Below are 12,098 nucleotides of genomic sequence, written 5' to 3'. Positions count from 1 at the left end.
TCGCCCCCTGAACCCAGGGCTGAGAAGCCCCTGCACCACCAGCGAGGCACCGTGACCACCGCCACCCCCGAGCAGCCCGCCGACGTCGTCGCCCGGCTGCGCGCCACCTTCCGCACCGGCCGCACCAAGCCCGCCGACTGGCGCACCGGACAGCTGCGCCGTCTGCGCGAGATGCTCACCGAACGGGGCGCCGACCTGGCCGCCGCCCTCCACGCCGACCTCGGCAAGAGCGCCACCGAGGCCTACCGCACCGAGATCGACTTCACGGTCCGCGAGATCGACCACACCCTCGACCACCTCGACGACTGGCTGCGCCCCGAGCCCGCCCCGGTCCCCGCGCACCTCGGCGCCGACGCCCGCGCCTGGACCCAGTACGACCCGCTCGGCGTCGTCCTCGTCATCGCCCCCTGGAACTACCCCGCCCAGCTGCTGCTCGCCCCGCTCGTCGGCGCCCTCGCCGCGGGCAACGCCGTCCTCGTCAAGCCCAGCGAGCTGGCCCCGGCGACCTCCGCGGCCCTGGCCCGGCTGCTGCCCGCGTACCTCGACACCGACGCGGTCGCCGTCGTCGAGGGCGGCATCCCGGAGACCACGGCGCTGCTGGCCGAGCGTTTCGACCACATCTTCTACACCGGCAACGGCACCGTCGGCCGCGTCGTGATGCGCGCCGCCGCCGAGCACCTCACCCCGGTCACCCTCGAACTCGGCGGCAAGTCACCGGCGTTCGTCGACCGCGGCACCGACCTCGCCGTCGTCGCCGACCGGCTGGCCCGCGGCAAGTTCCTCAACGCCGGCCAGACCTGCGTCGCCCCCGACTACGTCCTCACCGACCCCGAGACCGCCGCCGCCCTGGAACCCCTCCTCGCGGAGGCCGTCGAGAAGGTCCACGGCGCGGACCCGCAGACCTCCGGCGAGTACGGCCGCATCATCAACGAGCGCCACTTCGACCGGCTCACCGGGCTGCTCGACTCCGGCCGGGTCGTGGTCGGCGGGAGCAGCGACCGTACGGACAAGTACATCGCGCCGACCGTTCTGGCCGACGTCGACCCCGCCTCACCCGTCATGCGGGAGGAGATCTTCGGCCCCATCCTGCCGATCGTGACCGCCGACGGCCTCGACGGGGCGATCGAGTTCATCAACGACCGCGACAAGCCGCTCGCGCTGTACGTCTTCTCCGAGTCCGAGGAGACCCGCGCGCGCATCGCCGCCGAGACCTCCTCCGGGGGTCTGGGCCACGGCCTGCCGCTCGCCCATCTCACCGTCTCCGACCTGCCGTTCGGCGGTGTGGGGGAGAGCGGCATGGGCAACTACCACGGCCGGTACTCGATGGAGACCTTCAGTCACCGCAAGGCGGTGCTGGCGAAGCCGCTGGGCTGAGCCGACGCGGGGGCGGGTCCCCGGTGCGGGCCGGAGTGCTCGGGGCAGCCACGACAGCCGACCCGGCCGGGCTCCGGCCGGGTTGACTGGTCTACACCCTTGACTGGTACAGACCAAAGCGGTTGAGTGTGGCTCCACACCCCCCACCACGGCCGGCCCCGCCGCGACCGGTCCCACCGGCACGCGTACCGGGCCGGGCTCCGCCCTGCCCGCGCCGGGGACGGCCGTGCTCCGCGAAGGAGTTGATCCCGTGTCGAGGCGCCGTATCTCCGCGGTCGTGACCGCGCTCGTCCTCTCCAGTGCCGTACCGGTGCTCCTGCCGGCCACGAGCGCGTCCGCCGCCGCCTGTTCGAGCTACCCGAGCTGGGTGGCGGGCAAGGCCTACCGCACCGGCGACATCGTCCGTTACACCGACGGCAGGGCCTACGTCGCCGAGCACGACAACCCGGGCTACGACCCCCTCATCAGCACCTGGTACTGGGAGCCGTACGCCTGCGACACCGGCTCGGGGACGCCCGTCGGCACCTTCGTGGTCACCGAGGCGCAGTTCAACCAGATGTTCCCGGGCCGGAACTCCTTCTACACCTACAGCGGCCTCACCGCAGCGCTCAAGGCCTACCCCGGCTTCGCCAACACCGGCAGCGACACCACCAAGAAGCAGGAGGCGGCGGCCTTCCTCGCCAACGTCAGCCACGAGACCGGCGGGCTGGTGCACATCGTCGAGCAGAACACCGCCAACTACCCGCACTACTGCGACTGGAGCCGGCCCTACGGCTGCCCGGCCGGCCAGGCGGCGTACTACGGGCGCGGCCCCATCCAGCTCAGCTGGAACTTCAACTACAAGGCCGCGGGGGACGCGCTCGGCATCGACCTCCTCAACAACCCCTGGCTGGTGCAGAACGACGCGGCCGTGGCCTGGAAGACGGGCCTGTGGTACTGGAACACCCAGAACGGCCCCGGGACCATGACCCCCCACAACGCCATGGTCAACGGCGCCGGCTTCGGCCAGACCATCCGCTCCATCAACGGCTCCCTGGAGTGCGACGGCAAGAACCCCGCGCAGGTGCAGAGCCGGGTGACCAAGTACCAGCAGTTCGCGCAGATCCTCGGCGTCTCCCCGGGCGGCAATCTGTACTGCTGACCCCGGACGGTGTGCGCGAGACTCCGCCGATGACCTCGGAAACGATCACCGCGGACGCCGCACGCACCCGGAGACTGGGCGACACGACCGTCGGCCGCATCGGCTTCGGCGCGATGCGGCCGACGGGCGACGCCGCCTTCCACCTCGGCACACCGAGCGACCGCGACCGGTCGGTCGCCGTTCTGCGCAAGGCGGTCGACCTCGGCGTCAACCACATCGACACCGCGGCCTTCTACTTCTCCACGCTGCGCTCCGCCAACGAACTGATCAACAGCGCGCTCGCCCCGTACCGGACGACCTGCTCATCACCGCGAAGGTCGGCCCCTTCCGCGACTGGTCGGGGGAGTGGGGCACCTCGGCCCGCCCCGAGGACCTCCGCGGCCACGTCGAGGAGAACCTGCGCAGCTCGGCCGCGACCACCTCGACCTCGACCACCTGCGCCGGATGAGCCAGGAGTCGATCGCCGAACACTTGGCGCCCTCGCGGAGCTGCGCCAGGCCGGACTCGTCCGTCACCCCGGCATCTCCGGCGTCGAGCCCCGTCATCTCGCCGGGGTGCAGGCCATCGCCCCGGTGGTCGGCGTCCAGAACCACTACGGCCTCGGCGACCACCGGCCCGCCGCCGAGGAACTCCTGCGCCTGTGCGGCGAACAGGGCATCGCCTTCGTCCCCTTCTACGCCGTCGCCGGCGACGGCGGCCTGCGGGGCGCCACGACCGCCCACGACGAAGCGGTCCTGGCGGCGGCCCGAGCCCACGGCGCGAGCCCCGCGCAGATCCGCCTGGCCTGGACCCTCGCCCAGGGCCCGCACGTCCTGGCCGTCCCCGGCACCGGCAACCCCGAGCACCTCAGGGAGAACGTGGCGGCGGGAGCGCTCCGGCTGACGGACGAGGAACTGGACCGCCTGAACGAGGCCCACGTGAAAGCGGGCTGAGGGCGACCCGGGCTGCCGGTACGGCTACGCGGCCCACACCCCCTCGCGCATCACATGCCGCCCGCGCAGCTCGCGCTCCTCCCGCCAGGCCTGCACCTCACGCGGCCGCACCCGGAAGAACGCGTACGCCGCGCTGTCCCGGCGGGGATCCCACCCCGTCTTCGCGGCGAACGCGTCCACCGCCCCGAGCGGCACCTCGCCTCCCGTGTACGTCGTCACGTCCCCGTCGATCAGCACCACGTCCCGCGTGTCCCCGAAGGCCAGCCGGGCCCGGCCGCCGTCCCGCAGATTGCGGCCGGTGGGATTGGTGAGCCGCGTCGACAGCCACAGACACTCCCCGTCCCAGACGAACCACAGCGCGACGAGACACGGCACCCCGTCCGGCCCGGCCGTGGCCACCCAGACGTCGATCTCCCGGTCCAGCCGGTCGAGAACGTCCAGCCTGCGCTGCCGAGGGCCGCGAAGCGGCTCGATGATCTCCATGCCAGGACGCTAGCCAACCACCCGCCCCGCCCGCCTCGGTCTCCGGTCCCGACCGCGCACGGGACGCGAGTCCTAGGCCCCCGGCCCTTCCGAGGCCCTGCGGACCCGGTCCCTCCGGTAGGGACTGGCGCCCGGGAAGTTTTACGTATAACCTCTCCCGCTAATCAGCTCTCCGAAAGGCTCCGATGAGTCGCATCGCCCTGGTCACCCTCGTCGTCGACGACTACGACGAGGCGATCCGCTTCTACACCGAGGCCGTCGGCTTCCGTCTCGTCGAGGACGAGGCCCGCCCCGACGGCTCCCGCTGGGTCGTCGTGCGGCCGGGCGGGCACCAGGACGGCACCGGCCTGCTGCTCGCCAGGGCCAAGGACGACGCCCAGCGTGCCAGGGTCGGCGACCAGACCGGCGGCCGGGTCGGCTTCTTCCTGCACACCGAGGACTTCGCGGGCGACCACGTCCGGATGAGCGCCGCCGGCGTGACCTTCCTGGAGGAGCCCCGCCACGAGTCGTACGGCTCCGTCGCCGTCTTCCAGGACCTGTACGGAAACCGCTGGGACCTGCTCCAGCCCGCCGGCTGACCCCACGGACCCGACCGGCCCCCGCACCCCGCCCCACCGCCCCGCCACGCCCGAGGAAAGACCCACCATGACCGCTACGCGCGTAGACACCGCCACCCTCCGCCGGCTTCCCAAGGCCGTCCTGCACGACCACCTCGACGGCGGCCTGCGCCCCGCCACCGTCGTCGAGCTGGCGGCCGCGGTCGGCCACGCCCTGCCGACCACCGACCCGGACGAGCTGGCCGCCTGGTACTTCGAGGCCGCCAACTCCGGCGACCTGGTCCGCTACATAGCGACCTTCGAGCACACCCTCGCCGTGATGCAGACCCGCGAGGGCCTGCTGCGCACCGCCGAGGAGTACGTCCTCGACCTGGCCGCCGACGGTGTCGTCTACGGCGAGGTGCGCTACGCCCCCGAGCTGATGCTGAACGGCGAGCTGACGCTCCCCGAGGTCGTCGAGACGGTTCAGGAGGGTCTGGCGGCCGGCATGGCGAAGGCGGCGGCCGCCGGTACCCCGGTCCGCGTCGGCACCCTGCTCTGCGGCATGCGCATGTTCGACCGGACCCGCGCCACCGCCGACCTCGCGGTCGCCTTCCGCGACGCGGGCGTCGTCGGCTTCGACATCGCGGGCGCCGAGGACGGCTTCCCGCCCGCCGACCACCTGGACGCCTTCGAGCACCTGCGCCGCGAGAACGTCCCCTTCACCATCCACGCCGGTGAGGCCCACGGGCTGCCCAGCATCCACCAGGCACTCCAGGTGTGCGGCGCCCAGCGCATCGGCCACGGCGTACGCATCACCGACGACATCGTCGACGGCAAGCTCGGCCGCCTGGCCGGCTGGGTGCGCGACCGCCGTATCGCGCTGGAGATGTGCCCGACGTCCAACCTCCAGACCGGCGCGGCCACCTCCATCGCCGAGCACCCGATCACCGCGCTGAAGGACCTCGGCTTCCGCGTCACCCTCAACACCGACAACCGTCTGGTCTCGGGGACGACGATGACCCGCGAGATGTCGCTGCTGGTCGAGGAGGCGGGCTGGACGGTCGAGGACCTGCGCACCGTCACGGTGAACGCCCTCAAGAGCGCGTTCATCCCGTTCGACGAGCGCGAGGCCCTCATCGAGGACGTCGTCCTTCCGGGTTACGCCGCCGCGCTCTGAAGCAGTCCGCGGACATAGGCGGCCTGTCCGACGTGCTGGAGATCGTCGGACAGGACGCTGACCAGACGTACGCCGAGCGTGACCGGCGGGTCCCAGCGCTCGTCCACGACGCGCTCCAGGCCCGCCGCGGTCACCCCGCGCAGCGCCTGGAGGGTCTGCGCGTGGACGGCGTCGTAGTACCCGGTGAGGAGGTCGCCGTCGGTGACCCGCACCTTGGCGACCTTCGCCGCGCTGTGCCCGTACCCGGTGTCCCGGCGCGGCAGGTCCAGTCCGAACCGTTTCTCCCAGTCCTGTGACAGCCACACCTGATCGAGCCCGAAGGCGTCGGCCATGTGGTCGTCCTGGACGCGGGTGAGGTGCCAGACGAGCCAGGCGACCGAGTTGGTCTCGGCGGTCGGCCGGGCGTTCAGGTCGTCGGGGTCCAGGCCTCCGACGGCGGCGTGGACCTCTTCCTGGATGCGGCCGTAGCCGTCGATGAGGATGTCCTTCGCATGCATACGTCCACCATCGCGCACCCGCCGCCCCGGCGCCGCCTCTTGGCCGGACCCTTACCCGCGCTCCGTCTCCAGCAGCGCCATCAGCGCGCGTGCCGCCGGGCTGGTCGCACGGGCGGGCGGCAGCAGCGCGACGGTCTCGTACACCACCTCGCCGGTCCCCTTGAGCGGCAGCGCGGTGAGCGCCTCCCGCTTGTGCCGGAAGTGACGCGGTACGACGGCGATGCCGAGGTTCTCGTCCACCAGGTCCAGCAGGCTGTGCACGTCGTTGACCTCCAGCGCGACCGTACGGCGGATTCCGGCCGCCGCGAAGGCCGCGTCGGTGGCACGGCGCGGGCCCCAGTCGGGGTGGAAGTCGACGAACACCTCGTCGGCGACGTCCGCCGGGGTCAGCGCGGCGGCGGCGCCGGTGAGCCGGTGGTCGGGATGGCAGAGCACGTACATCGCCTCGTCGGTGAGCGACGCGGAGCGCAACTGGTCGCTGTCCGCCTGGGTGCGGTAGGCGAAGGCCAGGTCCAGCCGTCCGGCGGCCACCTCCTCGGCGAGGGCGCCCGAGCCGGACTGCCGCAGCCGGATCTCCACGTCCGGGTGGCGCCGCCGGAACGCGGCCAGCAGCCGCGCCACGTGCACCCCGGCGATGCACTGCTCGGTGCCCACGGACAGGGTGCCGCGCACCACGCCCTGCACGGCCGCCACCGCCTCGTGCGCGGCCCGCACCTGCGCCAGGATCCGTTCCGCCTCCGCGAGCAGTGCGCGGCCCGCCTCGGTCAGCGTCACCCGACGGGTGGTACGGACGAACAGGGGTGCCCGCAGTTCTCGCTCGAGCGCGCGGATGGACGCCGACAGCCCCGACTGGGAGACCATCAGGCGTTCGGCGGCCCGGGTGAAGTGCTGGTCCTCGGCGACCGCGACGAAGTGCTGGAGGTGGCGCAGTTCCATGATTGAGAAGCGTATCCGCTGAATACCATCGGATTCTTCTGTTGGACCACTACCCGCAGGCAGGGCGAGAGTGGGTGACGGTCCCGTGAACCGATCTACGGTTGCCGTGGACCGATCTTCCGAGCCAACCCCCTCCTGGAGTCGCGTTGTACACCGCACACCCCGACCGCTACGCGCACATGCCCTACCGGCGCACCGGACGCAGCGGCCTGAAGCTCCCCGCGCTCTCGCTCGGACTGTGGCACAACTTCGGGCCCGACCGTCCCGTGGAGACCCAGCGGGCCATCCTGCGCCGCGCCTTCGACCTCGGCATCACCCACTTCGACCTGGCGAACAACTACGGCCCGCCGCCCGGTGCCGCCGAGTCCGCACTGGGCGAGTTCCTGAAGGCCGACTTCGCGCCGTACCGGGACGAGCTGGTGATCTCCACCAAGGCCGGCTATTTGATGTGGCCGGGCCCGTACGGCGAGTGGGGCTCGCGCAAGTACGTGCTGTCCTCGCTGGACCAGAGCCTGAAGCGGATGGGCCTGGAGTACGTCGACGTCTTCTACTCGCACCGCCCCGACCCGGAGACTCCGCTGGAGGAGACGATGGGCGCCCTGCACTCCGCGGTCCAGCAGGGCAAGGCGCTCTACGTCGGCGTCTCCAACTACTCGGCCGAGCAGACCCGCGAGGCCGCCCGCATCCTGGGCGAGCTGGGCACCCCGCTGCTCATCCACCAGCCGCGCTACTCGATGCTCGACCGGCGGCCCGAGAGCGAGGGCCTGCTGGACGCGCTGGACGAGCTCCAGGTCGGCTCCATCGTCTTCTCCCCGCTGGAGCAGGGCGTGCTCACCGCCCGCTACCTCGACGGCATCCCCGAGGACTCGCGGGCCGCGAGCGACAGCCCCTTCCTGAACTCCGAGGCGCTGACCGGTGAACTGGTGGGCAAGCTGCGCGCCCTCGACGACATCGCCAAGTCCCGCGGCCAGTCCCTGGCCCAGCTCGCCCTGGCCTGGGTGCTGCGCGGCGGCCGGGTCACCTCCGCCCTGGTCGGCGCGAGCAGCGCCCGGCAGATCGAGGACAGCGTCGGCGCCCTGGACAACCTGGACTTCGACGCGGACGAGCTGGCCCGTATCGACGCGGTGATCAACGGCTGAGCCGTTCCGTCAGGCGGACGGTGACGACGTCGCCTTCCTGTTTTCCGATGGCCTTGCGCAGCTCGGCCTTGACGGGAAGTTTGTGGGTGCCGTCCCCGAGTGCCATGAACGAACTCCGGAACGGATGCCCGTCGACGGTTCCGCCGATCTTGACCAGTCCGCGGGTGCCGAAGAAATCTACGGAATCCGGCCAGATCACATAGGTCCAGCCGCCCTTCCCGGGGCTCTTGCGCAGGGCGGCGGTGAATTCCGCTTCCACGTGTTCCGGCTGTGCGTCGGCGGTCATGGTGTCCTCCACTCGCGGCGGTCTTCCGGTCTTCTTGCGGCCTTCTCCGGACAGACCGCCGCGAGCGAATGAATTCATCGCTCAGGCTTCCGCGGGCACCCGGTCGAGGAATCCGAGGACGGAGACGATGCGGTCCTCGGCGTCCAGTGTGATCACGTCGGATCCGGCCACCGGCGCCGACCCTCCCCCGGACTCGCTCACCAGCTCCCAGGAGAAGCGGGCCGTGTCGTGGTGCCCGTCGACCGTGCCGGTGAGCCGGAAGGCGAAGCCCGGAAACTGCGCCTGCGCGGCCGTGATCACGGCCGTGATCCCCTCGTGGCCGCGGACCTCGGCGAGAGGGTCGGTGTAGCCGCCCTGCGGGGCCCAGGCCTCGGCGACGGCCTTCGCGAGGGTCTCGGGATCGCGGGCGTTCCAGGCCCCGAAATAGCGGGTGACGGCGTCCTGGTAGCGGTCGGTCTGCGCGGACATGGGAAATCAGCCTCCAAAGAGGTCGTCGATCCTGGTCAGGACCCGGATTCGGGTATCGCCGATCCGGTGTGACCACCTTGCCCGCGCCCGCCCTGCGGGTCGATTACCCCCGGGGTAATGACGGGGTCACCTTGCGCCCGCCGTATTTCGGCCATGAACGGCGTGGAATATGCCAAGAGACTGGCCAAAAAAGCATGGTGACAGTGTTTCAGTAGTGAACATACTCAAACAGCAGGGGCAGTTCACCCCACAGGAGCCGCACGGAAAGCGAGGCCCGCACCGGCAGCGAGCGACGGGGGAGAAGGACGTGCACGACGAATTCCTGTGCCATGTCACCGCGTACGGAGTGTGCGACGGCCGCCGCATAGGCGTACCGCTCGGCACCTACCGGGCCCCGACGCTGGCGCTCGCCCTGTGGTGGCTGCGGGATCGCGCCTCCTGGATCGCCGAGCGGCTCGACCCGCAGCCGGAGAGCACACGCATCCCGCCGCACGCCCTCGTCCCGGTCGCCGACACCACGCCGGACGTCCCCCGTCTGCTGCGGGCCTGGTGCGCCGACATCGACCGGCAGGAACTGGTCGCCGACGAACTGGCGGTCGGGCGGCTGGTGCGGATCGCCGTGAGTGACGAGACCACCGAGTACGAGCTGCTCGCCGAGTCCGTCGACGCCCTGCGCATGCAGCGGACCATCCCGCCGCTGGTGATGCCGGTCGGCTGACCGGACCGCCCGCGGCCGGATTCCCCACACGGCGCACAAGGGTGCGAATCGATAGAATTCCGGCATGGCGGAGCCGCCGACCACCCCCACCGCACCCGAACTCGTGCTGGAGACCGAGACGGGCGCCACGGTGATGATCCCGAGCCACGACTACCGCGTCGGCCGCGACCCGCTCAGCGACATCGTCCTCGACGACGCCCGCGTCTCCTGGCACCACGCGGTGCTACGGCCCGAGGGCGACCACTGGACGCTCGCGGACGAACACAGCACCAACGGTACCTACGCCGACGGGCGCCGGGTCCACGAGTGGGGCATCGGCCCCGGCAGCGTCATCCGCTTCGGCAGCCCGGACGACGGCCCGTGCGCCGTCCTGACCGGCCGCCCGCGGCCGGCACCGCAACGCCCCTCCGCGGTGGCCAACCCCGCCATGACCGGAACGTTCCGGCGGCCCACCACCGTCCGCCCCCTGCCCACCCGCACCGTCCGCATCGGCCGCGCCCCCGACAACGACCTGGTCCTCGACGACCTCGTCGTCTCCCGCCGGCACGCCGAACTGCGCGCCCTGCCCGACGGCACGTTCGAGATCGCCGACCTCGGCAGCCACAACGGCACCTATCTCAACGGCCTGCCCGTCACGGCCGCCCCCCTCGCCCCCGGGGACATCGTCGGCATCGGCCACTCGGCGTTCTGCCTGGTCGGCGACGAGCTCCAGGAGTACGTCGACACCGGCGAGATCTCCCTCGACGTGCAGGACCTCACCGTCGCCGTCGATCACGGCCGCAAGGTCCTCCTCGACCACGTGTCGTTCCCGGTGGGGGAGAAATGCCTGCTCGCGGTCGTCGGACCCAGCGGCGCCGGCAAGTCCACCCTCCTCGGCGCCCTCACCGGACAGCGCCCCGCCGACCACGGCACCGTCGTCTACGACGGCCGCGACCTCTACCGCGACTACGCCGAACTGCGCCAGCGCGTCGGCCTGGTCCCGCAGGACGACATCCTGCACGCCCAGCTCACCGTCCGCGCCGCGCTCACCTACGCCGCCGAGCTGCGCTTTCCCCAGGACACCGCCAAGGCCGAGCGCCGGGCGCGCGTCGAGGAGGTCATCCGCGAGCTGGGCCTCGAACAGCGCGCCGACCAGCATGTGCACAGCCTCTCCGGCGGCCAGCGCAAACGCGTCAGCGTCGCCCTGGAACTGCTGACCAAACCGTCCCTGCTCTTCCTCGACGAGCCGACCTCCGGGCTCGACCCCGGCATGGACCGCTCGGTGATGCACATGCTGCGCGGCCTCGCCGACGACGGCCGCACGATCGTCGTCGTCACCCACAGCGTCCTCAGCCTCGACGTCTGCGACCGCCTCCTCGTCCTCGCGCCCGGCGGCCGGACCGCCTACTACGGCCCGCCCGACGACGCCCTCGCCTTCTTCGGATTCGCGGACTGGCCCGAGGCCTTCGAGGCCTTCGAGCGGGACCGGGACCGCGACTGGGCCGGGGAGTACGCCGCCTCGCCCCTGCGCCGCCGGTACGTCGTCGACTCCAGCGCCCAGCCGCTGCTGCCCAGTTCCGGCCCGGTCGTCGTACCGGCGCCGCCCCGGCCGCGCGGCCGCGGTGCCCAGCTCGGCACCCTGGTTCGCCGCTACACGGCCGCACTGAGCGCCGACCGCACCTTCCTCGCCATCATGATCGCCCTGCCGTTCGTGATGGGGGCCATGGCCCGCGCCCTCGCCGGCAGTCAGCTCACCCGGGACACCGCGATGAACGCGCTGCTGATCCTGTGCGTCGGCGGCGTCCTCACCGGCGCCGCCAACGCCGTACGCGAACTCGTCAAGGAACGCGTGATCTACCAGCGCGAACGCGCCGTCGGCCTGTCCAGATCGGCGTACCTGATGTCGAAGGTCGTCGTCCTGGGGGCCGTGACCGTGGTGCAGGCGGTCGTCCTGACCCTCGTAGCCCTGCTCGGCGTCGACCTGAACGCCCCCGGCGGCGAGGGCGTGCTGATGCCCCCGCTGGCCGAGATCACCGTCGCCGTCGCCCTGCTCGCCTTCACCGCGATGATGCTCGGCCTGGTGGTCTCCGCGCTGGTGCGCAAGGAGGAGGTGACGATGCCGCTGCTGGTGCTCCTCGCCATCGTCCAGGTCGTCTTCTGCGGCGCCCTGCTGTCGCTGGACGGCCTGCCGGGCCTGGAGCAGCTCGCCTGGCTCATCCCCTCCCGCTGGGCGTTCGGCGCGATGGCCGGCACCCTCGACCTCGCCCGGATCGTGCCCGGCGACCTCACCGGCGACCCGCTGTTCGCGCACTCGGCGGGCGTGTGGCTGCTCGACGTGGGCATGCTCGTCGTGCTCTCGGCCGTCTTCGGATACGTCGTCGCCCGGCTGCTGCGCCGGCACGAACCCGCCGTGATGCGGAAGTAGGCCC

Annotated in this window: 13 protein-coding genes; 8 read left to right on the top strand and 5 right to left on the bottom strand. The window is 71.8% G+C overall.

Features of this window, described 5'->3' with window-relative positions; genetic code table 11:
• Positions 1-51: 51 nt before the first annotated feature.
• From ACFWJX_RS17500 to ACFWJX_RS17490, 3 genes are all read left to right on the top strand, one after another.
• Positions 52-1,374, top strand: a complete 1,323-nt coding sequence (locus tag ACFWJX_RS17500) for an aldehyde dehydrogenase family protein (protein ID WP_383243361.1) — start codon at positions 52-54, stop codon at positions 1,372-1,374.
• 250 nt (positions 1,375-1,624) lie between these two features.
• Positions 1,625-2,515: a glycoside hydrolase family 19 protein gene (locus ACFWJX_RS17495; protein ID WP_383243358.1), complete on the top strand. Its 891-nt coding sequence runs from the start codon at positions 1,625-1,627 to the stop codon at positions 2,513-2,515.
• A gap of 29 nt (positions 2,516-2,544) precedes the next feature.
• Positions 2,545-3,447 (top strand): aldo/keto reductase, encoded by a 903-nt coding sequence (locus tag ACFWJX_RS17490; protein WP_383243355.1) that lies wholly within the window; start codon positions 2,545-2,547, stop codon positions 3,445-3,447.
• 24 nt (positions 3,448-3,471) lie between these two features.
• Here ACFWJX_RS17490 and ACFWJX_RS17485 read toward each other — a convergent pair whose 3' ends face one another.
• The gene (locus tag ACFWJX_RS17485) at positions 3,472-3,930 is read right to left on the bottom strand and encodes a pyridoxamine 5'-phosphate oxidase family protein (protein WP_383243352.1); all 459 of its coding nucleotides are present in this window, start codon (positions 3,928-3,930) and stop codon (positions 3,472-3,474) included.
• Positions 3,931-4,115: 185 nt separating this feature from the next.
• Here ACFWJX_RS17485 and ACFWJX_RS17480 point away from each other — a divergent pair, with 185 nt between their 5' ends.
• On the top strand, positions 4,116-4,508 hold the full coding sequence (locus ACFWJX_RS17480; RefSeq protein ID WP_383243349.1) for a VOC family protein: 393 nt from the start codon (positions 4,116-4,118) through the stop codon (positions 4,506-4,508).
• Between the two features lie 67 nt (positions 4,509-4,575).
• On the top strand, positions 4,576-5,646 hold the full coding sequence (locus tag ACFWJX_RS17475) for an adenosine deaminase (RefSeq protein ID WP_383243346.1): 1,071 nt from the start codon (positions 4,576-4,578) through the stop codon (positions 5,644-5,646).
• Here the strand turns inward: ACFWJX_RS17475 and ACFWJX_RS17470 are convergent.
• Together ACFWJX_RS17470 and ACFWJX_RS17465 are read right to left on the bottom strand one after the other, a co-directional pair.
• Positions 5,628-6,143, bottom strand: a complete 516-nt coding sequence (locus tag ACFWJX_RS17470; RefSeq protein WP_383243344.1) for a DUF664 domain-containing protein — start codon at positions 6,141-6,143, stop codon at positions 5,628-5,630. The two genes, ACFWJX_RS17475 and ACFWJX_RS17470, sit on opposite strands and share 19 nt — an antisense overlap.
• A 51-nt stretch (positions 6,144-6,194) precedes the next feature.
• The gene (locus ACFWJX_RS17465; RefSeq protein WP_383243341.1) at positions 6,195-7,079 is read right to left on the bottom strand and encodes a LysR family transcriptional regulator; all 885 of its coding nucleotides are present in this window, start codon (positions 7,077-7,079) and stop codon (positions 6,195-6,197) included.
• A gap of 146 nt (positions 7,080-7,225) precedes the next feature.
• On the opposite strand from ACFWJX_RS17465, the gene mgrA reads away from it, so the two are divergent.
• Positions 7,226-8,218, top strand: a complete 993-nt coding sequence (gene mgrA, locus ACFWJX_RS17460) for an L-glyceraldehyde 3-phosphate reductase (RefSeq protein WP_383243339.1) — start codon at positions 7,226-7,228, stop codon at positions 8,216-8,218.
• Here mgrA and ACFWJX_RS17455 read toward each other — a convergent pair.
• On the bottom strand, positions 8,208-8,504 hold the full coding sequence (locus tag ACFWJX_RS17455; RefSeq protein ID WP_383243336.1) for a DUF1905 domain-containing protein: 297 nt from the start codon (positions 8,502-8,504) through the stop codon (positions 8,208-8,210). The genes mgrA and ACFWJX_RS17455 overlap by 11 nt on opposite strands.
• Positions 8,505-8,585: 81 nt before the next feature.
• Positions 8,586-8,972, bottom strand: coding sequence for a nuclear transport factor 2 family protein (locus ACFWJX_RS17450; protein ID WP_383243333.1), 387 nt, complete (start codon positions 8,970-8,972; stop codon positions 8,586-8,588).
• A gap of 307 nt (positions 8,973-9,279) precedes the next feature.
• Here ACFWJX_RS17450 and ACFWJX_RS17445 point away from each other — a divergent pair, with 307 nt between their 5' ends.
• A complete protein-coding gene (locus ACFWJX_RS17445; RefSeq protein WP_383243331.1) occupies positions 9,280-9,690 on the top strand; it encodes a hypothetical protein in 411 nt (136 codons plus the stop codon).
• 64 nt (positions 9,691-9,754) lie between these two features.
• Positions 9,755-12,094 carry an FHA domain-containing protein gene (locus ACFWJX_RS17440; protein ID WP_383243328.1) on the top strand — a complete coding sequence of 780 codons (2,340 nt, stop codon included), beginning with the start codon at positions 9,755-9,757 and terminating at the stop codon, positions 12,092-12,094.
• Positions 12,095-12,098 lie beyond the last annotated feature (4 nt).

This window comes from Streptomyces sp. NPDC058335, assembly GCF_042723915.1.
GTDB lineage: Bacteria > Actinomycetota > Actinomycetes > Streptomycetales > Streptomycetaceae > Streptomyces.
The sequence above is the reverse complement of the archived record's forward strand: the minus strand, read 5'-3'. Positions and strand labels throughout refer to the sequence as shown.

Bases quoted from the DNA above. Each gene is read 5' to 3' on its own strand.
- ACFWJX_RS17450 (WP_383243333.1), bottom strand. From the start codon at position 8,972: ATGTCCGCGCAGACCGACCGCTACCAGGACGCCGTCACCCGCTATTTC.
- ACFWJX_RS17490 (WP_383243355.1), top strand. From the start codon at position 2,545: ATGACCTCGGAAACGATCACCGCGGACGCCGCACGCACCCGGAGACTG.
- ACFWJX_RS17480 (WP_383243349.1), top strand. From the start codon at position 4,116: ATGAGTCGCATCGCCCTGGTCACCCTCGTCGTCGACGACTACGACGAG.
- ACFWJX_RS17485 (WP_383243352.1), bottom strand. From the start codon at position 3,930: ATGGAGATCATCGAGCCGCTTCGCGGCCCTCGGCAGCGCAGGCTGGAC.
- ACFWJX_RS17470 (WP_383243344.1), bottom strand. From the start codon at position 6,143: ATGCATGCGAAGGACATCCTCATCGACGGCTACGGCCGCATCCAGGAA.
- ACFWJX_RS17455 (WP_383243336.1), bottom strand. From the start codon at position 8,504: ATGACCGCCGACGCACAGCCGGAACACGTGGAAGCGGAATTCACCGCC.
- ACFWJX_RS17465 (WP_383243341.1), bottom strand. From the start codon at position 7,079: ATGGAACTGCGCCACCTCCAGCACTTCGTCGCGGTCGCCGAGGACCAG.
- ACFWJX_RS17440 (WP_383243328.1), top strand. From the start codon at position 9,755: ATGGCGGAGCCGCCGACCACCCCCACCGCACCCGAACTCGTGCTGGAG.
- ACFWJX_RS17475 (WP_383243346.1), top strand. From the start codon at position 4,576: ATGACCGCTACGCGCGTAGACACCGCCACCCTCCGCCGGCTTCCCAAG.